22 protein-coding genes and 1 riboswitch are annotated in these 20,058 nt (G+C 65.7%); of the genes, 10 read left to right on the top strand and 12 right to left on the bottom strand.

From position 1 onward, the window contains the following. Nucleotides 1-144 precede the first annotated feature (144 nt). Nucleotides 145-1,086 carry a PhoH family protein gene (locus BLW05_RS11845; protein ID WP_093163157.1) on the top strand — a complete coding sequence of 314 codons (942 nt, stop codon included), beginning with the start codon at nt 145-147 and terminating at the stop codon, nt 1,084-1,086. A gap of 1 nt (nt 1,087) precedes the next feature. Next, nucleotides 1,088-1,540 (top strand): rRNA maturation RNase YbeY, encoded by a 453-nt coding sequence (ybeY, locus tag BLW05_RS11840; RefSeq protein ID WP_093162729.1) that lies wholly within the window; start codon nt 1,088-1,090, stop codon nt 1,538-1,540. A 9-nt stretch (nt 1,541-1,549) separates the two neighbouring features. Here the strand turns inward: ybeY and dtd are convergent, their stop codons facing one another. Both dtd and BLW05_RS11830 read right to left on the bottom strand, forming a co-directional pair. Next, nucleotides 1,550-1,993, bottom strand: a complete 444-nt coding sequence (gene dtd, locus BLW05_RS11835) for a D-aminoacyl-tRNA deacylase (protein WP_093162728.1) — start codon at nt 1,991-1,993, stop codon at nt 1,550-1,552. Then, the gene (locus BLW05_RS11830) at nt 1,990-2,937 is read right to left on the bottom strand and encodes a cation diffusion facilitator family transporter (RefSeq protein ID WP_256330211.1); all 948 of its coding nucleotides are present in this window, start codon (nt 2,935-2,937) and stop codon (nt 1,990-1,992) included. Before BLW05_RS11830 ends, dtd begins: the two co-directional genes overlap by 4 nt. Before the next feature lie 124 nt (nt 2,938-3,061). On the opposite strand from BLW05_RS11830, the gene BLW05_RS11825 reads away from it, so the two are divergent. Together BLW05_RS11825 and BLW05_RS11820 are read left to right on the top strand one after the other, a co-directional pair. Further along, nucleotides 3,062-3,550, top strand: a complete 489-nt coding sequence (locus BLW05_RS11825; RefSeq protein WP_093162725.1) for a FecR family protein — start codon at nt 3,062-3,064, stop codon at nt 3,548-3,550. Beyond that, a complete protein-coding gene (locus BLW05_RS11820; protein WP_256330209.1) occupies nt 3,547-4,158 on the top strand; it encodes an OmpA family protein in 612 nt (203 codons plus the stop codon). The genes BLW05_RS11825 and BLW05_RS11820 overlap by 4 nt, the downstream gene beginning before the upstream one ends. A gap of 9 nt (nt 4,159-4,167) precedes the next feature. Here the strand turns inward: BLW05_RS11820 and tyrS are convergent, their stop codons facing one another. Continuing rightward, nucleotides 4,168-5,400 (bottom strand): tyrosine--tRNA ligase, encoded by a 1,233-nt coding sequence (gene tyrS / locus BLW05_RS11815; RefSeq protein ID WP_093162723.1) that lies wholly within the window; start codon nt 5,398-5,400, stop codon nt 4,168-4,170. A 168-nt stretch (nt 5,401-5,568) separates the two neighbouring features. On the opposite strand from tyrS, the gene BLW05_RS11810 reads away from it, so the two are divergent. After that, nucleotides 5,569-6,918 (top strand): M23 family metallopeptidase, encoded by a 1,350-nt coding sequence (locus tag BLW05_RS11810; RefSeq protein WP_093162722.1) that lies wholly within the window; start codon nt 5,569-5,571, stop codon nt 6,916-6,918. Between the two features lie 37 nt (nt 6,919-6,955). Continuing rightward, the gene (locus tag BLW05_RS11805) at nt 6,956-8,065 is read left to right on the top strand and encodes an anhydro-N-acetylmuramic acid kinase (protein WP_093162720.1); all 1,110 of its coding nucleotides are present in this window, start codon (nt 6,956-6,958) and stop codon (nt 8,063-8,065) included. Nucleotides 8,066-8,083: 18 nt separating this feature from the next. On the opposite strand, the gene mdtD is transcribed toward BLW05_RS11805, so the two are convergent. The 4 genes from mdtD to rplM form a co-directional block, all read right to left on the bottom strand. After that, a complete protein-coding gene (gene mdtD, locus BLW05_RS11800) occupies nt 8,084-9,502 on the bottom strand; it encodes a multidrug transporter subunit MdtD (RefSeq protein ID WP_093162719.1) in 1,419 nt (472 codons plus the stop codon). 79 nt (nt 9,503-9,581) lie between these two features. Then, the gene (erpA, locus tag BLW05_RS11795) at nt 9,582-9,947 is read right to left on the bottom strand and encodes an iron-sulfur cluster insertion protein ErpA (protein ID WP_088955204.1); all 366 of its coding nucleotides are present in this window, start codon (nt 9,945-9,947) and stop codon (nt 9,582-9,584) included. A gap of 121 nt (nt 9,948-10,068) precedes the next feature. After that, on the bottom strand, nt 10,069-10,461 hold the full coding sequence (gene rpsI / locus BLW05_RS11790; RefSeq protein WP_088955203.1) for a 30S ribosomal protein S9: 393 nt from the start codon (nt 10,459-10,461) through the stop codon (nt 10,069-10,071). Between the two features lie 12 nt (nt 10,462-10,473). Then, nucleotides 10,474-10,905: a 50S ribosomal protein L13 gene (rplM, locus tag BLW05_RS11785; RefSeq protein ID WP_093162717.1), complete on the bottom strand. Its 432-nt coding sequence runs from the start codon at nt 10,903-10,905 to the stop codon at nt 10,474-10,476. Between the two features lie 194 nt (nt 10,906-11,099). Between rplM and BLW05_RS11780 the strand changes: the two genes are divergently transcribed. Continuing rightward, a complete protein-coding gene (locus BLW05_RS11780) occupies nt 11,100-11,993 on the top strand; it encodes a 23S rRNA (adenine(2030)-N(6))-methyltransferase RlmJ (protein WP_093162716.1) in 894 nt (297 codons plus the stop codon). Between the two features lie 13 nt (nt 11,994-12,006). Here BLW05_RS11780 and BLW05_RS11775 read toward each other — a convergent pair whose 3' ends face one another. From BLW05_RS11775 to ahcY, 4 genes are read right to left on the bottom strand one after another with little or no spacing between them, the layout of a single operon-like run. Continuing rightward, the gene (locus BLW05_RS11775; RefSeq protein ID WP_093162714.1) at nt 12,007-12,660 is read right to left on the bottom strand and encodes a septal ring lytic transglycosylase RlpA family protein; all 654 of its coding nucleotides are present in this window, start codon (nt 12,658-12,660) and stop codon (nt 12,007-12,009) included. Further along, nucleotides 12,657-13,490, bottom strand: coding sequence for a methylenetetrahydrofolate reductase [NAD(P)H] (metF, locus tag BLW05_RS11770; protein ID WP_093163154.1), 834 nt, complete (start codon nt 13,488-13,490; stop codon nt 12,657-12,659). The genes BLW05_RS11775 and metF overlap by 4 nt, the downstream gene beginning before the upstream one ends. Next, nucleotides 13,468-14,265: a TlyA family RNA methyltransferase gene (locus tag BLW05_RS11765; RefSeq protein WP_093162713.1), complete on the bottom strand. Its 798-nt coding sequence runs from the start codon at nt 14,263-14,265 to the stop codon at nt 13,468-13,470. The genes metF and BLW05_RS11765 overlap by 23 nt, the downstream gene beginning before the upstream one ends. Nucleotides 14,266-14,285: 20 nt before the next feature. Further along, nucleotides 14,286-15,713 carry an adenosylhomocysteinase gene (gene ahcY / locus BLW05_RS11760; protein WP_093162711.1) on the bottom strand — a complete coding sequence of 476 codons (1,428 nt, stop codon included), beginning with the start codon at nt 15,711-15,713 and terminating at the stop codon, nt 14,286-14,288. Between the two features lie 62 nt (nt 15,714-15,775). Beyond that, nucleotides 15,776-15,845, bottom strand: a riboswitch (S-adenosyl-L-homocysteine riboswitch). A gap of 98 nt (nt 15,846-15,943) precedes the next feature. Between ahcY and BLW05_RS11755 the strand changes: the two genes are divergently transcribed. From BLW05_RS11755 to BLW05_RS11745, 3 genes are all read left to right on the top strand, one after another. Beyond that, nucleotides 15,944-16,582, top strand: a complete 639-nt coding sequence (locus tag BLW05_RS11755; protein ID WP_093162710.1) for a hypothetical protein — start codon at nt 15,944-15,946, stop codon at nt 16,580-16,582. A 120-nt stretch (nt 16,583-16,702) separates the two neighbouring features. Then, nucleotides 16,703-18,334, top strand: coding sequence for a peptide chain release factor 3 (locus tag BLW05_RS11750; RefSeq protein WP_093162709.1), 1,632 nt, complete (start codon nt 16,703-16,705; stop codon nt 18,332-18,334). Between the two features lie 32 nt (nt 18,335-18,366). Further along, the gene (locus BLW05_RS11745) at nt 18,367-19,173 is read left to right on the top strand and encodes an HAD-IIB family hydrolase (protein WP_093163152.1); all 807 of its coding nucleotides are present in this window, start codon (nt 18,367-18,369) and stop codon (nt 19,171-19,173) included. Here the strand turns inward: BLW05_RS11745 and BLW05_RS11740 are convergent. After that, nucleotides 19,160-19,990 (bottom strand): DUF4399 domain-containing protein, encoded by an 831-nt coding sequence (locus tag BLW05_RS11740; protein ID WP_093162707.1) that lies wholly within the window; start codon nt 19,988-19,990, stop codon nt 19,160-19,162. The genes BLW05_RS11745 and BLW05_RS11740 overlap by 14 nt on opposite strands. Nucleotides 19,991-20,058: the final 68 nt, after the last annotated feature.

The following is a 20,058-nucleotide window of genomic DNA, read 5'->3' as shown; positions in this document are numbered from 1 at the left end:
GACACCCCCCCAGGGGGGCGACGCCTGCGGCCTGGCCGAGCCAGTTCCGCGGCGTCTCCCGAAAGGGCTGCGCTGCGCTGGCCCTGGATTCTTTGGGGGCGCTCTTTCGGCAAGACATGAGGAATGAATGAAAGTGAGGATGGCGTGATTCTGCGACACACCTTCGCCCCGCCCAACAACACGCGCCTGGGGCATCTCTGCGGTCCGCTCGACGCGAACCTGCGCCGCATCGAGGAAGCGCTCAACGTCAAGATCGCGCACCGGCACGAGCAGTTCAAGGTCGACGGCGCCAAGGCGAATGCACAGCGCGCGATGGATGTTCTGCAGGCGCTCTACGAAATCGCGCAGCGGCCGATCGATGCGGCCGTGGTCCAGCTCACCCTGGCCGGGGACGGCTCGATGACCGAGGCTGAAGACGGCTCCCTCGTTCTCGCCACCCGCCGGGCCGATCTGCGCGCACGCACGCCGAACCAGAGCGTCTACCTGCACAACATCGCGAACCACGACATCACGCTGGGCATCGGCCCCGCCGGCACCGGCAAGACCTACCTCGCCGTCGCGAGCGCGGTGGATGCGCTGGAGCGCAGCGCGGTCCAGCGCATCGTTCTCACGCGCCCCGCGGTCGAGGCCGGCGAGCGGCTCGGATTCCTGCCGGGCGACCTGACGCAGAAGGTCGATCCCTATCTTCGGCCGCTGTACGACGCGCTGTACGACCTGATGGGTTTCGACCGCGTGCAGAAGGCCTTCGAGCGCAACGCGCTCGAAATCGCGCCGCTGGCCTTCATGCGCGGCCGCACGCTGAACAACGCCTTCGTGATCCTCGACGAGGCCCAGAACACCACGCCGGAGCAGATGAAGATGTTCCTCACGCGCATCGGCTTCGGTGCCAAGGCGGTGGTCACCGGCGACGTCAGCCAGATCGACCTGCCGAAAGGCCAGTTGAGCGGGCTGATCGACGCCGAGCGCGTCCTGAAGCGGGTCAACGGCATCGCGATCACACATTTCACGAGCGCGGACGTGGTTCGCCATCCGCTGGTGGCGCGGATCGTCGACGCCTACGACAGCGCCAGGAAGAGGAGCGTCTGAGATGGCGTTGCCGGCACTTTCCCTGTCGCTCCAGTTCGGCCGCTTCAAGGGCGTGGAACGCCATCGCGCCGCGCTGCCACGCCACAGCGTCGGGCGCTGGATCCGCCATGCGCTGGGCAGCGACGGCGAGATCACGGTGCGCATCGTCGATGCGGACGAGGGCCAGCGACTCAATCGCGAGTTCAGGGGCAAGGACTATGCGACCAACGTGCTGACCTTCGATTACGCGCAGTCGCCAGTGGTCATGGCCGACCTCGTCCTGTGCGCGCCGGTCGTCGCAAAGGAAGCCAAGGAACAGCGCAAGACCCTGGCTGCCCACTACACGCACCTGCTGGTGCACGGCACGCTGCATGCGCAGGGCTGGGATCACGAGACCAGCGACGAAGACGCCGAGGCGATGGAGGCGCGCGAGATCGAGATCCTCGCGCGGCTCGGAATCAGGAACCCGTATTGACCGCCGCGATCAGGGCGCCATCTGCAGCGGAATGGTCACCGGGCCATCGTTGACCAGGTGCACCTTCATGTCGGCACCGAACTCGCCGGTCGCGACCACGGGATGCGCCGCCCGTGCCTTCGAAACAAACGACTCGTAGAGTCGCCGTCCTTCGTCGGGTGCGGCCGCCTGCGTGAAGCTTGGCCGATTGCCCGCGCTCGCATCGGCGGCAAGCGTGAACTGGCTCACGACGAGCAGTCCGCCGCCCACGTCCTGGACGCTCAGGTTCATCTTGCCCGCATCGTCCGAAAAGATCCGTAGCTTCAGGATCTTGGCGAGCATCCGGTCGGCCTGCATCTCCGTGTCGCCGCGCTCGGCGCACAGCAGAACGAGCAAACCCGCATCGATGGCGCCCACGGTAGAGCCGTCGATGTCGACGCGCGCGCTGCTGACGCGCTGCAGGATGGCCTTCATGGCGAATGTCCCTCTTCCTTTTGCGTGGCGCGTGCTTCCATCCCGAGCGGCAGGAGCTGGATGGTGACGCGCAGGCCGGGTACGGCGTCCATCAGGGCCTGCTCGAGCGCATCGCGCAGACCGGCGGCGCGCTGCAGCGACCAGGCGCCCGGCACATGCATGTGCAGATCGGCGAAGCGGCGCTGGCCGGCGCGCCGCGTCACCATGTCGTCGAAGCGCAGTTGCGCGCCTTCCGGCACGCCGGCGGCAAAGCGCTCCAGCGTGGCCTGAAGAGTCGACTGGGTCTCGGCGTCCAGCGCTTCGTCCATCAACCCTTGCGACGATCGCCAGATCAGCTTCGCGCCTTCGCGCAGGATGTTCAGCGCCACGGCGATGGCCAGCACCGGATCGAGCCAGAGCCAGCCCGTCAGCGCCACGGCGATGACGCCGACCAGCACCGCGCCCGAAGTCCAGACGTCACTGAGCAGATGCCGCGCATCGGCCTCCAGCGCGATGGAATGGTGCACCTTGGCCGCGCGGAACAGCACGGCGGCGAGCAGTCCGTTGAAGGCCGAGCTCAGCACCGAGAGCGCCAGCCCCCAGCCCAGCTGTTCGAGCGGCTGCGGCGACAGCAGGCGCACGACCGCCGCCCAGATGATCGCGACCGCGGCGCCAATGATCAGCACCCCTTCGAAGCCCGACGAGAAATATTCGGCCTTGTGGTGCCCATAGGGGTGCTCCGCGTCGGCCGGTCGCATCGCGATCGTGACCATGGCCAGGGCGAAAGTCGCGCTCGCGAGATTAACGAACGACTCCATCGCGTCCGAGATCAGCCCCATCGAGTTCGTGATGTATCCCGCCCATCCCTTCAGCACGATGGTGACGAGCGCGACCGCGATCGAGACGCGCAGCAGCGTGCGCGGACTCAACGTGGAAAGCTTGGAGAGACGGAAGATGGAGGACAAGAACGAATGCGCGTCAAGGTCTTCAAAGAGCAGCCGAATTATCGCGACGTGGCCTGCGCCCCTGTAGGCTCCCGGCAATACTCGCATAGTATTTCTGTATTCAGAAACCACAGCAGGTTCCCACGTGATCAAAAGCATCGTCACGGCCCTGTGCAGCCTGGTCGTCGTTTGCGCCACGACGAACACGCTGGCACAGACCGCCACGACCACCGCCAAGCCCCAGCCCGAAGCTCGCGCGGGCGTACTCAAGTCCGTACGCGGCGACGTCCGCCTGCTCGCGCCGGACGGGTCGACGCGCACCGGCAAGTCCGGCGACATCGTCGCACCCATCGACCGCATCGTGACCGGCCCCGACTCGGGTGCGAGCGTCGTCCTGCGCGACGGGACCAAACTGGTCGTGGGGCCGTCCTCGCGGCTGGATCTCAAGGAATTCCATTTCGATTCGACCACGCAGGACGGCGGGATGCTCCTCTCCCTGCTGCAGGGCTCGGCGCGGATGGTCACCGGCCTGATCGGCAAGACGCATACGGATGCGGTTCGCGTGGAAACGCCCACTGCGGTCATCGGGATCCGCGGCACTGATTTCATCGTTCAAGCCGACCCGCAGCCGTGACAGTTCGCCGCCTCGCATCTCTCGTTGCCGGACTGATCACGACGCTGGTCATCGCGGCATGCTCAACCCCCGCGACGCGCGTGGTGCTGCTGCCGCAGCCGGACGGCACGCCCTCCGCCGTCGTCGTCAGCACCCAGGACGGGGAAGAGACGCTGTCCGAGCCCTTTCAGCGCGCGACCGCCAAGGCGAACGCGCGCGGTGCGCCAGTCGTCGACAAGGCCGATCCCGCACGCGTGGAAGCCGAGAACAAGTCGCTCTTCGAGCTCATGCCGCCGGCGCCGCAGCGCTTCACCGTCTACTTCGAACAGAACGAGACGATCCTGACGGCCGCATCGCAAAGCACGCTGAATGAAGCATTGGCGGCTGCGCAGGCGCGCAGCGGCGGCGAGATCGTCGTGACCGGGCACACCGACACCGTCGGGACGGTCGCGCACAACGACGATCTCTCGCGCGTGCGCGCGGCCCAGGTGCGACAGATCTTCGTGGACAAGGGCTTTCAGCCCAATCGCATCGAAGCCGTCGGCAGGGGCGAGCGGGAACCCGCCATCCAGACAGGCGACGAGGTACCCGAACCCCGGAACCGCCGCGTGACCATCGAGGTCCGCTGACCCGCCGGGTCAGGCCAGGTGCACGCGCGCGAACTTGCGCTTGCCGACCTGCACCACGTAGCTTCCGGCGGGAAGCTTCAGACCCTTGTCGCTGACCACGCTGGAGTCGATGCGAACGCCGCCGCCGTCGATGAGACGGTTGCCCTCGGATGTCGACGGCGCGAGTCCCGCCTGCTTGAGCAACTGGGCGATGCCCAGCGGAGCGCCCGACAGATTCACCTCCGGAATCTCGTCAGGCACACCACCCTTGCTGCGGTTGATGAAATCCTGCTCTGCGGCATCCGCGAGAGCCGCGCTGTGGAACCGAGCGGTGATCTCCTTCGCGAGAGCGACCTTCGCATCCTTGGGATTGCGGCCTGCCTCGACCTCGGCCTTGAGCGCATCGATCTCGGCGATCGACTTGAAGCTCAGCAGCGTGTACCAGCGCCACATCAGGGTGTCAGAAATCGAGAGCACCTTGGCGAACATGGTGTTCGGGTCTTCGCTGATGCCGATGTAGTTGTTCTTGCTCTTCGACATCTTCTCGACGCCGTCGAGACCCTCGAGGAGCGGCATAGTGAGTATGCACTGCGGCTCCTGGCCATATTCCTGCTGAAGGTGCCGGCCCATGAGCAGGTTGAACTTCTGGTCGGTCCCGCCAAGTTCCAGGTCGGAGCGCAGCGCGACCGAGTCGTAGCCCTGCATCAGCGGGTACAGGAACTCGTGCACCGAGATCGACTGGCCGGCCTTGAAGCGCTTGTTGAAATCCTCGCGCTCCATCATGCGGGCCACGGTGTATTTCGCCGCGAGCTGGATCATGCCGCGCGCGCCGAGCGGGTCGCTCCACTCCGAGTTGTAGCGAATCTCGGTCCTGGCCGGATCGAGCACGAGGCTGGCCTGCCGATAGTAGGTCTGCGCGTTGGCCTCGATCTGCTCGCGGGTCAACGGCGGCCGGGTGGTATTGCGGCCCGACGGGTCGCCGATGGTGGTCGTGAAATCCCCGATCAGGAAGATCACCGTGTGCCCGAGATCCTGGAGCTGGCGCATCTTGTTGAGCACCACGGTGTGGCCGACGTGGATGTCCGGCGCGGTGGGGTCCAGGCCCAGCTTGATCCGGAGTGGCGTCCCCGTCGTTTCGGAGCGCTGGAGCTTCCGGATCCACTCGTCCTGGGGAAGGAGCTCGTCAGTTCCACGAAGCGAAATTTCGAGCGCTTTTCCTACGCCTTCAGACAGACTTGTGGATGTAACAAAACCGGGTTTCATTAGGCTTTAGGGCGAGCTCTCCTATGGCAGAAGTCATGCCACGGCTATACTCTGCCGACTTTTTCAAGCGCCGAATTCTAAGCGGCGCTGCTCCCCGCACCGACCTGCCGCCCGTTCGACACGGCCCCCGCAGCGCGGTTTTGCAGAACCTGAGCTGGATTCGAAGTTTTGATCAACGGCATTCTTGCCGCCGAGGAGCTGATCGCTTCCCGTGTGGCCCATATTTTTCGGACGTATCCGAAGCAGATCACGGCTGCCGTTGCCGCGCTGCTTCTGTCCGCTGGCGGCGGCGCCTTCGCCGTCGCCTCCCTCGGTCCCGATGCGGCCGACCTCCCCGTCAAGCAGGTGTTCGAGGCGGTCACCCCGCTGTCCTTCGCCGACCAGGTCGAAGCGCTCGACAACCACAGCTTTACCCTCTTCCGCACCGAGATCACGCGGTCGAGCGACACCGCCGAAGCGCTGCTGCAGCGACTGGGGATCGCCGATCCCGCGGCTGCGACCTTCGTGCGTGGCAATTCCGAGGCCCGCGCGGCGCTTCTGAGCCGCGCCGGACGGACCGTCACCGCCGAGGCGACACAGGAAAACACGCTGCAAAGACTCAGCGCGCGCTGGATTCCGGACGGCGACGGCAACTTCAAGCGTGTCGTCATCGAAAAAACGCCCACGGGCTTCCAGTCCAGGACTGAAAGCGACACGCTCACGCCGGGCACCCGTCTTGCCAGCGGCATCGTGCGAACCTCGTTGTTTGCAGCCACGGACGATGCCGGCATTCCCGATGCGGTCGCGAGCCAACTGGCAGACGTCTTCTCCGGCGATGTCGACTTCAGAACGCTGCGCAAGGGCGATCGCTTCGCCGTCGTCTACGAGACCTTCGATGGCGATGGCCAGACGCTGCGCACCGGCCGCGTTCTCTCGGCCGAATTCGAAAGCGGCGGCAAGCTCCATCAGGCGCTGTGGTATCAGGAACCCGGGCAAAAAGGCGCCTACTACCGCCCGAACGGCGACAGCCTCCGTCGCGCCTATCTGACCTCGCCGGTCGAGTTCACCCGAGTGAGCAGCGGGTTCGCGATGCGCCTCCACCCGATCCTCAACAGCTGGCGCCAGCATCACGGCATCGATTTCGCAGCGCCGACCGGAACGCCGGTCCGCGCGGTCGGCGACGGGACCGTGGAATTCGCCGGCACCCAGAGCGGCTACGGCAACATCGTGATCCTGAAGCACCGCAACAATCAGGAAACCGCGTACGCACACCTCAGCCGCATCGACGTCCGGCAAGGCCAGAGCGTCAGCCAGAGCCAGACCGTGGGTGCCGTCGGCTCGACCGGCTGGGCCACCGGGCCGCACCTTCACTTCGAATTCCGCGTGAATGGCGAATATCGCGACCCGACCACGATTGCCCAGCAGGATGGCGGCGCTCCGATCAGCGCGGCGTCGCGCCCCGCTTTCGAGCGGCTCGCGGTCGCGACGCGCACCGAGCTGGCCGCCGCCTTCTCGGTGGTTCAGGCGAGCGCGGACTGACCCAGGCCCCGCAGCGCCTGATCTGCTCAACCCGAAGATGGCTGAACTCTTCATCGGCCTGATGTCGGGGACGTCGATGGACGGCGTGGACGGCGTCCTCGCGGACTTTTCCGACGGGCGCATCGCGGTCCAGGGCTATGCAGCGGCACCTTTCCCTGTCGGGCTGCGCGCCGAGCTCATGGCGCTCAACACACCCGGCGACAACGAATTGCACCGAGCGGCCCTGGCCGGCAATGGCCTTGCACGCGCCTACGCCGGCGTGGTTCATCAACTGATCGCCGATGCCGGCCTGTCTCCGGGCGCCGTCACCGCAATCGGTGCGCACGGCCAGACGGTGCGCCACCGGCCCGGAGAGTTCGACGAAGTCGGCTACACGCTGCAGATCAACAACCCCTCTCTTCTTGCCGAGCTGACCGGCATTCCGGTTGTCGCGGACTTCCGCAGCCGCGATGTCGCTGCCGGCGGGCAAGGTGCGCCGCTTGTTCCGGGTTTTCATCGCGCGCTGTTCGCACGCGGCGACCAGGCCGTCGCGGTGCTGAACATCGGCGGTATTTCCAACCTCAGCATTCTCCCGGCGGGTGAAGGCACAGTGCTCGGCTTCGACTGCGGCCCGGGCAATGCGCTGATCGACCATTGGTGCCAGGCGCACATCGGCCAGCCCTACGACATCGGCGGCCAGTGGGCAGCGAGTGGCCGCGTGTTGCCGGAGCTACTGGCGCGACTTCTCGGCGACCCGTATTTCATCAAGAGCCCGCCGAAAAGCACTGGCCGCGACTTGTTCAACCCGACCTGGCTCGCGGCGCAGCTGGGTGGGTCCGAAGGCGACCCCGCCGATGTACAGGCCACCCTGACGGAACTGACTGCATCGGTGTGCGCCGGGCATCTGAAACGCTACGGTGCGGGCAGCCAGCTGCTGATCGTTTGCGGCGGCGGCGCGCTCAATCACCATCTCCTCGGCAGGCTCCGGGCATTGCTGCCGGCAGTCGAAGTCGTGTCGTCCGTTGAACGCGGCCTTCCCCCGCAGGAAGTGGAAGCCGCTGCCTTCGCCTGGTTGGCACGTAGCGCGCTGCGCGGAGATTCCGGCAATCTGGCAAGCGTCACTGGCGCTCGGGGGCCACGCGTTCTCGGCGCGGTCTACCCCGCCTGAACGGATCGGCACTGAGGCTCAACCCTGCCCGGAGACCTCCGGCTGCGCAGGCTGAACCGCCCTCGCTTCAGGCGGAAGATTCCAGAAAATCAGGGCAGAAGCCAGCGTGATCAGTCCCATGCTGGCAAAGGTAGCCTCGAAGGCATGCAGGGTCGCCAGGGGCGTTGCGTTCCCGAAAATACCGGTGTAGCCAGCCAGCACCGCGCTCGCCACCGCCACGCCCAGGCTCATCGCAAGCATCTGCACCATCGACAACAGGCTGTTGCCGGCGCTTGCCATGCTGCCATCCAGGTCCTTCAGCGTGATGGTGTTCATCGCCGTGAATTGCAGCGAATTCACCGCCCCGAAGATCACCAGTTGCACGATGTGCAGCGTAATCGGCTGCTCGGGCGTCGCCAATCCAAAACTCGCCATCGACAAACCGACGAGCGATGTATTGACCACCAGAACCCGGCGATAGCCATTCCGCTTGATCAAGGGCGTGGCGAAGCGCTTCATGCTCATGCCCGCGAGTGCGATGGGCAGCATCATCAGCCCGGCGTGGAGCGGCGAGTAGCCCATCGACACCTGAAGCAGCAAGGGAACCAGGAAAGGCATGCAGCCGCTTCCAAGGCGACAAAAAAGATTGCCGAGCAAACCGATGCTCAGCGTCGGGATGCCGAACAGCGCCGGCTCGAAGAGCGGATAGGGCCGCCTCACCGCATGCAGCCAGTACGCGGTGATGCTTGCAAAGCCGAACACGAGGAGAACCAGCACGCCTGCCTGGCGCAGGCCGAGCCCCGAGACGCCATCGATCGCCAGCGAAATGGCGACCATGCCAAAGGCGAGCAGCGCGTACCCGACGCCATCGAAGCGATGCTGCCCGGTCAAGCGCAAGTCCGGCATGATGCGCAGCGTCGCGAAACAGCCGACGAGCCCGACCGGCACGTTGATCAGGAAGATCCAATGCCACGAGGCGTACTGGACCAACCATCCGCCGAGCGTCGGACCGAGCAGAGGCCCGACCAGTCCAGGTATGGCCACGAAGCTCATCGCAGCCAGGAACTCGGCGCGCGGCACCGAGCGCAGCAGCGCGAGACGCCCCACCGGCAGGAGGAGCGCGCCGCCCAAGCCCTGGACGACACGTGCAGCCACCAACTGCCTGATGTCACGGGACATGGCGCACAGCACGGATCCCGCGACGAACAGGATGATGGCGCAGAAGAAGACGCGGCGCGTTCCAAAGCGATCCGCCAGCCATCCGGAAGCCGGAATCAGCATCGCCATCGTCAAGGCATAGGCGACGACCACGGATTGCATGCGCAGCGGACTCTCGCCGAGGCTTGCCGCCATGGCTGGCAAGGCCGTGTTGATGATCGTCGCATCGAGCGTCTGCATGAAGAAGCCGACGGCAACCAGCCACAACAGGCTCTTGCGCGGAGATTCGGAGGTCGCCATGGGTCAGTTCAGAAAGAGACGGGCAGCAAAAAGCCGCCCGAAGGCGGCTTTGACAAATGGCACCAAGGCGCCGATGGCATCAAGCCGAGAAGCTCGATCCGCAGCCGCAGGTGCTGGTCGCGTTCGGGTTCTTGATCACGAACTGCGCGCCCTGGAGATCTTCCTTGTAGTCGATCTCGGCGCCGACGAGGTACTGATAGCTCATCGCATCGATCAGGAGCGACACGCCATTCTTGGTCATCGTCGTGTCGTCTTCGTTGGTGATTTCATCGAACGTGAAACCATACTGGAACCCGGAGCAACCGCCACCCTGCACGAACACGCGCAGCTTGAGATCGGGATTGCCTTCTTCGGCGATCAGATCGGCCACTTTGGCAGCCGCGCTGTCGGTGAAGACGATCGGGTCGGGCATCTGGGTTTGAACATTTTCTGCAACGGCACTCATCGAGAGAACTCCTGTGCGGCCGGGACACGGCCGAATAATCGAATGCTACTTCAACCAGCAAAAAGCCGCCCGAAGGCGGCTCTTTTGACAGTTCGGGCGGTAAGCCCAAAAACGCTTCGGATCAGCGCTTCGAGAACTGCTTGCGGCGACGTGCGGAGTGCAGGCCGACCTTCTTACGCTCGACTTCACGCGCATCGCGCGTCACGAAGCCAGCCTGGCTCAACACCGGCTTGAGCGACGCGTCGTAGTCGATCAGGGCGCGGGTGATGCCATGGCGCGTTGCGCCGGCCTGGCCCGACTCGCCACCGCCCGCCACGTTGACCAGGATGTCGAAGGTTTCGACGTTGTTGGTCAGGTAGAGCGGCTGCTTGGCGATCATGATCGACGTTTCGCGGCCAAAGAAATCCTGGATGTCCTTGCCGTTCACCGTGATCTTGCCGGTGCCCTTTTTCAGAAACACGCGGGCGACGCTGGATTTGCGACGGCCGGTGCCATTGTTCCATTCACCAATCATTCTCAAGGCTCCTTACAGTTCCAGCACTTTGGGCTGTTGGGCGGCATGCGGGTGCTCTGCGCCACCGTACACCTTGAGTTTCTTGATCATTGCGTAACCCAGCGGGCCCTTGGGCAGCATGCCCTTGACGGCCTTCTCCAGCGCGCGGCCGGGGTGCTTGGCTTGCATGTCGCGGAAGCTGGTGGCCGTGATGCCGCCCGGATAGCCCGAGTGACGGTAGTACACCTTGTCAAGCGGCTTGGCGCCGGTGACACGCAGTTGCGATGCGTTGATGATGACGATGAAGTCACCGGTATCGACGTGAGGCGTGTAAATGGCCTTGTGTTTGCCGCGCAAACGGAGAGCAACTTCGCTGGCTACTCGTCCGAGGACCTTGTCGGTCGCGTCAATCACAAACCACTCGTGCGTCACGTCAGCGGGCTTGGCGCTGAACGTTTTGGTCATGAGTTTTCTCTTTGAAAGAGGGTTTGGCGGGCCCTTTTCCACGGTCGGAACTCCTCTGCTGGGAGTCTCTTAGGTGGGTTGAATTGCTTCGCCGCGGGGCCACAAAAACGCTGCGAAGCCCGCCATTATACGAAAAATAGCTTCCAGGCCGCAATTGGCCCGGTCCCAACACGCGGGATGGTTACCATCGAGGGATGTTCAGCTACCGCCACGCATTCCACGCCGGCAACCACGCCGACGTGCTCAAGCACACGGTGCTGATTGCCACGCTCGACTATCTGCTCGAGAAAGATGCCGCCCTGACCGTGGTCGACACGCACGCCGGCGCCGGACTTTACCGCCTTGACGGCGACTACGCCGGCACCAGCGGCGAGGCGGTCGACGGCGTGCAGCGGCTGTTTGCGCGCCCCGACGCCGCCGCGCCGCTCGCCGATGCGCTGGCACGCTACGTCGACGTTGTCCGGGACTTCAACCCCAAGGGCGGCGCGCGGATCTACCCCGGTTCGCCGTTCATCACGCATCACCTGCTCCGCGACCACGACAAGCTCAAGCTGTTCGAGCTGCACCCGACGGATGCCCGTTCGCTCGACGCCAACATTGCCCAGCTGGACGCGGGACGCCAGATCGCAGTGCTGCGGGAAGATGGATTTGGCAGCGCCACCAAATTCCTGCCGCCCCCTTCGCGCCGGGCGCTGGTGCTGTGCGATCCGAGCTACGAGATCAAGAGCGACTACACGCGCGTGCTGGATTTCGTCACGGGCGCGCTCAAGCGCTTCGCCACCGGAACCTACGCGATCTGGTATCCGATCATTCCGCGGCCCGAAGCGCACGATCTGCCGCGCCGCCTCAAGACGCTCGCGACCAAGGCCGGCAAGCCGTGGCTGCACGCGACGCTCACGGTCAAGTCGAGCAAGATCGTGACGGATTCTTCCGGCGCCAAGCACCGGCCCGGACTGCCCGCGAGCGGCATGTTCCTCATCAATCCGCCCTTCACGCTGAAAGCCCAGCTGCAGGCCGCGCTGCCCCAGATGGCGGAGTTGCTCGCGCAGGATCGCAACGCCGCGTTCTCGGTCGACAGCGGCGGCTGAGCAGGAGACTCGTTCAGCGCCGCTTGCGCGGAGCGATCTTGCGCTTCGGTCGGTCAGGGGTTTCCTGCACGTCTTGCGATGGCGAGTCGGCCTCCCCGACGGCGGCGCCGGCGCAACTGCCGTCCTTGTCGACGACCGACAGGGCGACTTGCTTGATCCCGAGACCCACGAGCCCGATGGCTTCTGCTGCGGCACGGCTCAGGTCGATGATCCGTCCTGCGGCGTAAGGCCCCCGGTCGTTGATGCGGACCAGCACCTCGCGACCGTTCACCAGGCTGCGCACGCACACGCGGGTATTGAAGGGCAGCGTCTTGTGCGCGGCCGTGAGCGCGGTCATGTCGAACCGCTCGCCGCTCGCGGTCTTGCGCTGATGGAACTGGATGCCGTACCACGAAGCGCCACCGCGCTCGAAGATCTCGCGGTTGGGGTCCTCCGGCAGCCCGTCGTCCAGCTCGCCGGCGCCCGACACCGCGAGGTCGTAGCGCACCGAGGGCACCTGCGACCGCGGCGGTGCACCGGGCGGGAGCGCCGGCTGCTTGACCAGCGGACGAAGTCTGCCCGGCTTGCCACCGCCCGAATCATCGGTGGGCGCAGTCGAGCAGGCGGCGAGCAACACGCCCACCACGACCGTCGCGACAAGCCTTGCGAGACCGACGCCCGACCTCATGCGCTCCAGCCGAGGCGCTCCAGCACGCCCAGCGTCGCCACCGACTGGTTCATCGTGTAGAAGTGCAGCGACTGCGCACCGCCATCGCGCAGTCGCTCGCACAGCGCGGCCACCACATCGAGCCCGAAGGACTTGATCGATGCCGTGTCGTCGCCGAAGCTCTGCAGCCGCAGGCGAATCCAGCGCGGGATTTCCGCACCGCACGCGTCCGAGAAGCGCATGAGCTGCGTCGAACTGGTGATCGGCATGATGCCCGGCACGATCGGCGTGTCGATGCCCAGCGCGCGCACCTCGTCGACGAAGCGCCAGTACGCCTCGGGGCTGAAGAAATACTGCGTGATGGCCGAATCCGCGCCCGCACGCACCTTGGCAGCGAAGGCCTGCAGATCGGCCTCCGGCGACTTCGCCTGCGGATGCACTTCGGGATAGCACGCGACCTCGATGTGGAAATCACGCCCGGTCTCGGCGCGGATGAAGGCAACGAGATCGCTCGCGTAGAGGAATTCGCCGCCGATGCCGTAGCCGCTCGGCAAATCGCCGCGCAGGGCGACGAGGCGCTTGACGCCCATGGCCTTCAATTCGGCCAGTTGCGAGCGCACCGTCACTTTCGTGGCGCCGATGCACGAGAAGTGGCAAGCAGCGGAGACGCCCTCGCCGAGGATCTCGCGCACGGTGCCGAAAGTGCCGTCGTGCGTGGAACCGCCCGCGCCGTAGGTGACCGAGCAGAACTCGGGCTCCATCGCGTAGAGCTGCTGCCGCACATTGCGCAGCTTGGCCGCGCCTTCGGGCGTCTTGGGGGGAAAGAATTCAAAACTGAGCGGAAGGCGCACGGCCGGCTCCTTGTTCGCCATTGGCATGAATGGCATGAATGAAAAACTCTCGATTGCCGTCGCCGCCCACGATCGGGCTGCCCTGCCACTGCACAACGCGCAGGCCCAGCGATGCACAGGCATCGCGCAATCGCTGTTCGACCACGCCGTAGAGCGCGGGATCGCGAACGATGCCGCCCTTGCCGATCTGGCCGGGTTGCAGTTCGAACTGCGGCTTGACGAGCATGAGCAGGTCGCCACTCTGCTTCAGCAGCGGCGCCAGGGCCGGGAGAACGAGGGTGAGCGAAATGAAGGACAGATCGCCGACGATCAGGTCGAAGGCCGAATCTTCGGGCGACCGCGATGCCCAGGCGTCGCGACTCAGCGACCGGGCGTTGACGCCCTCGATCGCTGTCACGCGGGCATCCGCCTGCACGCGCGGATGCAACTGGCCGTGCCCCACGTCGACGCCGACCACATGCGCGGCGCCCTTCTGAAGCAGACAGTCGGTGAAGCCGCCGGTCGACTGCCCGACGTCCAGGCATCGCCTGCCCTTCGGATCGACACCGGCGGACGCGAGCGCGCCTTCGAGCTTCAGCCCGCCGCGCGAGACGAAGCGCGCCTCTGCGGCATCGAGCAGTTCGAGCTCGGCCGTCTCCGGCACGTCATCGCGATTCTTCGCGACGGTGCGCCAGTCGGCGCCGTCACGCCAGCGCAAGCCGGCTGCGATGAGCCGCACCGCCTGCGAGCGCGACGCGGCGAGGCCGCGTTCGACGAGCAACTGATCGGCGCGCAAAACGCTACGCCCGTCCCCGCTCAGTAGCGGTACGTGTCCGGCTTGTAAGGGCCGTTCTTGTTGACGCCGATGTAGGCGGCCTGCGCGTCGGTGAGTTCGGTCAGCATCGCGCCGACCTTCTTCAGGTGCAGGCGTGCGACCTTCTCGTCGAGGTGCTTGGGCAGCACGTAGACCTTGCCGGCCTGGTAGGCGTCGGGCTTGGTGAACAGTTCGATCTGCGCGATCGTCTGGTTCGCGAACGACGACGACATCACGAAGCTCGGGTGGCCCGTGCCGCAGCCCAGGTTCACCAGACGGCCCTTGGCCAGCAGGATGATCTTCTTGCCGTCCGGGAAGGTGATGTGGTCGACCTGGGGCTTGATCTCTTCCCACTCGTACTTCTCGAGCGAGGCGACGTCGATTTCGTTGTCGAAGTGGCCGATGTTGCAGACGATCGCCTGGTCCTTCATCTTCGCCATCGTGTCGTGCGTGATGACGTCCTTGTTGCCGGTGGTGGTCACGAAGATGTCGGCCTTGTCGGCGGCGTATTCCATCGTAACGACCTTGTAGCCTTCCATGGCGGCCTGCAGGGCGTTGATGGGGTCGATCTCGGTGACCCACACCTGGGCGCTCAGCGCGCGCAGGGCCTGGGCCGAGCCCTTGCCCACGTCGCCGTAGCCGGCCACGCAGGCGACCTTGCCGGCGATCATCACGTCGGTGGCGCGCTTGATGCCGTCGACCAGCGATTCGCGGCAGCCGTAGAGGTTGTCGAACTTGCTCTTGGTGACCGAGTCGTTGACGTTGATCGCGCGGAACAGCAGCGTGCCCTTGGCGCTCATCTCGTTCAGGCGGTGCACGCCGGTGGTGGTTTCCTCGGTCACGCCGATGATCTCGGCCGACTTGCGGGTGTACCAGGTCGCATCGACGGCCAGCTTGGCCTTGATCGCGGCGTAGAGGATGCGCTCTTCCTCGCTGGTCGGGTTGGCGAGCACGCTCTGGTCCTTCTCGGCGCGCTGGCCCAGGTGCATGAGCAGCGTGGCATCGCCGCCGTCGTCGAGGATCATGTTCGGGCCTTCGCCGGCCGAGCCCTTGGCGCCGAAGTCGAAGATGCGATGGGTGTAGTCCCAGTAGTCTTGCAGCGACTCGCCCTTGATCGCGAACACCGGCGTGCCGTTGGCGGCGATGGCGGCGGCGGCGTGGTCCTGCGTCGAGAAGATGTTGCACGAAGCCCAGCGCACATTGGCGCCCAGGGCCTGCAGCGTCTCGATCAGCACCGCGGTCTGGATCGTCATGTGCAGCGAGCCGGTGATGCGCGCGCCCTTCAGCGGCTGGCTCTTCGCGAACTCTTCGCGGATGGCCATCAGGCCGGGCATTTCGGTTTCGGCAATGCGGATTTCCTTGCGGCCCCAGGCGGCGAGGGAAATGTCGGCAATCGCCTGATCGGCGGTGGATTTGAGAACGGCGCTCATGTCGGCTCCAAAACAAGTTTGAAAGATGCCACTGCGTTCGGGGAAGGACTCACCGCGAGACGAGCGGGTGAGCGTGGTTGCGATGTGGGTCCGAGCCTCACGCCTGGTGGCGCTGCAACGCTCCTCGGATAAGCGGCGGATTTTACCGCGCGTCGCCGAGGCGCTGCCGACGGCGGTTTCCGGTTCGCCCTAGACTGCCCGATTCACACTCTCTTTCCGGGAAGTTCGCCATGTCCAGAATTCGATTTCTTGCAGCATCGTTTCTCGTGGCCGCGTCCACGACAACGCCGCTCGCCGGTCTTGCGCAGGCGCCGGAACCCACGGTCCGGGTGCGCGGCGTCATCGAACAGGTCGATTCGAAGTCCCTGACGGTCAAGGACCGCAGCGGCGAGGTCGTGACGCTCGTGCGCCCGGCCGACATGAACGTGTCGGAGGTGGTACCGCTCACCATGGCCGACATCAAGCCCAACAGCTTCGTCGGCGCCGGCGCCGTGCCGCAACCGGACGGCACCCAGCGTGCGGTCGAGGTGCTGGTGTTTCCCGAAGCCGCACGCGGCACCGGCGAAGGCTTCCGTCCGTGGGACTACATGCCCAACGGCACGATGACGAATGCCACCGTCGCCACGCTCGCCGAAGCCCCGTCGTCGACGCCGGGCGGCCAGAAGATGGTGTTGCGCTACAAGGAAGGCGAGCAGACCGTCATCGTTCCGCCGGGCACCCCGATCGTGACGTTCAAACCCGGCAGTGCCGACCAGGCCGCGCTGGTGGTCGCGGGCGCGAAAGTAGTTGTCACCGCCCAGGTGAAGGACGGCAAGCCGACAGCGATGCGAATGCTGGTCGGCCGCAACGGATTCACGCCGCCCCTGTGAAGCCGAGGGTCGGCGCGACAGCCAAAGCCCGCCGCGCGGGTCCGGTCGGTAAAATCGTGGGTTTTGCCTTCGCCGCCCGCGCCCGCAGCCGCACCCGTGAGTGCGCACCGCGTTCACCCCATGACCTTCGCCTCCGAAACCCGCCGCCGCCGCACGTTCGCGATCATTTCCCACCCTGACGCGGGCAAGACCACGCTGACGGAAAAGCTGCTGCTCTTCTCCGGCGCGATCCAGATCGCGGGCTCGGTCAAGGCGCGCAAGGCGTCGCGGCACGCCACCTCCGACTGGATGGAGATCGAGAAGCAGCGTGGCATCTCGGTGGCCTCGTCGGTGATGCAGATGGCGTATCGCAATCACGTGATCAACCTGCTCGACACGCCCGGCCACAAGGACTTCTCCGAAGACACCTACCGGGTGTTGACCGCGGTCGATTCGGCGCTGATGGTGATCGACGCGGCCAACGGCGTCGAAGCGCAGACCCGCCGGCTGATCGAGGTCTGCCGTCAGCGCGACACGCCGATCCTCACCTTCGTCAACAAGATGGACCGCGAAGTGCGCGAGCCGCTCGAGCTGCTCGACGAGATCGAGCGCGAACTCGGCATGCCGTGCGTGCCGATGACCTGGCCGGTGGGCCAGGGCAAGTCGTTCGGCGGGATCATCAACCTGCGCACGCAGGCGATGACGGTGTTCGAGTCCGGCAGCGAACGCCTGCCGCAGGACTTCGAGACCATCCCGCTGACCGAGCGCGAGCAGCTGCAGAAGCGCTTCGGCCATGAGTTCGACACCGCGATGGAGAGCATGGAGCTCGCCACCGGGGCGTCGCCGGAGTGGGATCGCGAGGCCTTCCTCGCCGGCAAGCAGACACCGGTGTTCTTCGGCTCGGGCGTCAATAACTTCGGCGTCATGGAAGTGCTCGATGCGCTGGTCGACCTGGCACCGCCGCCGCAGCCGCGCGTGAGCACCACACTGGTCAACCGCCAGCCGGTGACCAAGGAGATCCAGCCGGACGACAAGGACTTCGCCGGCGTCGTCTTCAAGGTGCAGGCCAACATGGACGCCAACCACCGCGATCGCATCGCGTTCGTGCGCATGGCCTCCGGCCGCTACACGCCGGGCATGAAGCTCAAGGTGCAGCGCACCAGCAAGGAGCTTCGCCCGACCAGCGTCGTGACCTTCATGAGCCAGCGCCGCGAGGCGGTCGAGGAAGCCTACGCGGGCGACATCGTCGGCTTCACCACGCATGGCGGCGTGCAGCTCGGCGACACGATCACCGACGGCGCTTCGCTGCAGTTCACCGGCCTGCCCTTCTTCGCACCCGAGCTGTTCATGACGGTCATCCTCAAGAACCCGCTGCGGACCAAGCAGCTCCAGCAGGGGCTTGCGCAGTTGGGCGAGGAAGGCGCGATCCAGGTCTTCCGCCCCGAGATCGGCGGCCCGATGCTGCTCGGCGCGGTCGGCCAGCTGCAGTTCGAAGTCGTCCAGCACCGACTCAAGACCGAATACGACGCGGACATCCGCCTCGAAGGCTGCCAGTACACCGGCGCGCGCTGGATCACCGCCGACACGCCCGCTGAGCTGCGCACCTTCGTCGATGCCTACCCGCAGCGCATGTCGCGCGATGCGGCGGACACGCTGGCCTTCCTCTGCACCTCGCCGTACGACGTGCGGCTGGCGCAGGAGCGGTTCCCGAAGATCCACTTCCATCCGCTGCGCGAGCACGCCGGCCTGGCATTGCAGTCCGCCGGCGGATGAGCACGCCCACCGCCGATGCCAAGGAGCGGCTGATGCAACCGCTCGCGAATTGGCCGCTGCAGGCGAGACAGAGGCTGGTCGGCGTCTTCACCGACATCGACGACACCCTGACCACCGAAGGCGCGATCACGCCCGATGCGCTGGACGCGATGGCGGCATTGAAGGCCGCCGGCCTGCGCGTCGTAGCGGTGACCGGCCGCCCCGTCGGCTGGAGCGAGCCCTTCGCAGCGGCTTGGCCGATCGATGCGATCGTGGCCGAGAACGGCGCGGTGGCGTTGGTGCCGACCCGCGACGGCCGCCTCGAAAAGCGCTATCAGCAGGATGCACCGACACGCGAGCGCAACTTCGCGCGCATGCAAGCGGTGCTCGAACGCATCGAGAAAGACATCCCCGGTGCACGCCGCGCCACCGATTCGGCAGGCCGCGAGTGCGACATCGCGATCGACCACAGCGAGTTCACCGATCTCGGCGACGAGACGATCGCCAACGTCGTCGCCGTGATGCGCGGGGAGGGCATGCACGCCACCATCTCCAGCATCCATGTCAATGGCTGGTGGGGCAATCACGACAAGCTCGCCGGTGCGCGATGGATCGTGCGCGAGCTCTGGGATCGCAGGCTCGAGGACGAAATGGACCTCTGGGCCTACGTCGGCGATTCGACCAACGACGCACTGATGTTCGAGCACTTCACGCACAGCATCGGCGTGGCCAACGTCCGTCGCTTCGAGGCCGCGCTGCCGCACCTTCCGCGGTACGTCTCGGCGCACGAACGCGGCGCGGGCTTTGCGGAAGCGGCCGCGGCCGTGCTCGCCGCGAAGGGCGTCGTCACCGCACGGTGAAGGCGACCGTCTTTGCGCGCGCCACCACGTTGCCGGCGGCGGTGTTGCTCATGAGCTCGAGCCTTGCGCTGTAGTCGCCCTTCGGCGGATTGAGCCACAACTCGGTCTGTCCGCCCTCGAGGTCGATGATTTCGGTCTTCTGGCCGGCGCGCTCCAGCACGAGGCGGAAGTGCCCGGTGTCCGGTACCTTGGGCCCGGCGTGCGAGATGTTGTAGCCCGTCGCATGCATCTGCACGCGCAGCGGCGTCTGCACCGTCGCGCGGTCGGACGGACTCAGCACTTCGATGTGTGGCGCGCCCTGCAGGCTGGCCGACGTCACGCCTGCGTTCTGTTTGCTCACCGTGAATTTGAGCGGCTTGCTGTAGACGAAGTATGGAATGTGGCCCTGGTCCGCCAGCACCAGCCGCATCGTGTAGGTGCCCGGTGGCAGATTCACCACCGCTTCCATCTGGCCCTTGCCGAAGTGGACGTAGTGCTCGGTGAACGGCAACGGCTTCGTGAAGTCGAGCGGCAGCGGCTGGTCGATCAACAGGTGGTGATGACCCGCAGTGCCCGCCGTCTTGCCAGCGGGAACAATGCCGCGCATCGACAATCCGAATCGCGCGACAAAGGGCGACTCCAGCGTGGCGCCGTCCTTGAGGTTCGTGAAGTAGGCCTCCGGCGACCAGTTCGGCGGCGGCACCACCCAGGGATGCGTGACGACTTCGACCGCCTGCACCGGTGGATTCGTCTGCGCGAATGCGGTGGCCGCGCCCAGCGAAGCCACCAAGGCCAAAGACACCCCCATGCCGGCTGTGCGGCGAATTCCATCCAACATGCCAACTCCTCCAGAAGTCGGCAAATTGTGTCATCGAGTTACTGATCAAGTTGCAACTCAATACCTCG

The organism is Variovorax sp. YR216, assembly GCF_900107745.1.
In the GTDB taxonomy this organism is placed as follows: Bacteria; Pseudomonadota; Gammaproteobacteria; order Burkholderiales; family Burkholderiaceae_C; genus Variovorax.
The sequence above is the reverse complement of the archived record's forward strand: the minus strand, read 5'-3'. Positions and strand labels throughout refer to the sequence as shown.

Excerpts from the sequence above, each read along its gene's own strand:
- ybeY (WP_093162729.1), top strand. The coding sequence starts at position 1,088 with ATGGCGTTGCCGGCACTTTCCCTGTCGCTCCAGTTCGGCCGCTTCAAG.
- dtd (WP_093162728.1), bottom strand. The coding sequence starts at position 1,993 with ATGAAGGCCATCCTGCAGCGCGTCAGCAGCGCGCGCGTCGACATCGAC.
- tyrS (WP_093162723.1), bottom strand. The coding sequence starts at position 5,400 with ATGAAACCCGGTTTTGTTACATCCACAAGTCTGTCTGAAGGCGTAGGA.
- BLW05_RS11805 (WP_093162720.1), top strand. The coding sequence starts at position 6,956 with ATGGCTGAACTCTTCATCGGCCTGATGTCGGGGACGTCGATGGACGGC.
- mdtD (WP_093162719.1), bottom strand. The coding sequence starts at position 9,502 with ATGGCGACCTCCGAATCTCCGCGCAAGAGCCTGTTGTGGCTGGTTGCC.
- erpA (WP_088955204.1), bottom strand. The coding sequence starts at position 9,947 with ATGAGTGCCGTTGCAGAAAATGTTCAAACCCAGATGCCCGACCCGATC.
- rpsI (WP_088955203.1), bottom strand. The coding sequence starts at position 10,461 with ATGATTGGTGAATGGAACAATGGCACCGGCCGTCGCAAATCCAGCGTC.
- rplM (WP_093162717.1), bottom strand. The coding sequence starts at position 10,905 with ATGACCAAAACGTTCAGCGCCAAGCCCGCTGACGTGACGCACGAGTGG.
- BLW05_RS11780 (WP_093162716.1), top strand. The coding sequence starts at position 11,100 with ATGTTCAGCTACCGCCACGCATTCCACGCCGGCAACCACGCCGACGTG.
- BLW05_RS11775 (WP_093162714.1), bottom strand. The coding sequence starts at position 12,660 with ATGAGGTCGGGCGTCGGTCTCGCAAGGCTTGTCGCGACGGTCGTGGTG.
- ahcY (WP_093162711.1), bottom strand. The coding sequence starts at position 15,713 with ATGAGCGCCGTTCTCAAATCCACCGCCGATCAGGCGATTGCCGACATT.
- BLW05_RS11755 (WP_093162710.1), top strand. The coding sequence starts at position 15,944 with ATGTCCAGAATTCGATTTCTTGCAGCATCGTTTCTCGTGGCCGCGTCC.
- BLW05_RS11750 (WP_093162709.1), top strand. The coding sequence starts at position 16,703 with ATGACCTTCGCCTCCGAAACCCGCCGCCGCCGCACGTTCGCGATCATT.
- BLW05_RS11745 (WP_093163152.1), top strand. The coding sequence starts at position 18,367 with ATGCAACCGCTCGCGAATTGGCCGCTGCAGGCGAGACAGAGGCTGGTC.
- BLW05_RS11740 (WP_093162707.1), bottom strand. The coding sequence starts at position 19,990 with ATGTTGGATGGAATTCGCCGCACAGCCGGCATGGGGGTGTCTTTGGCC.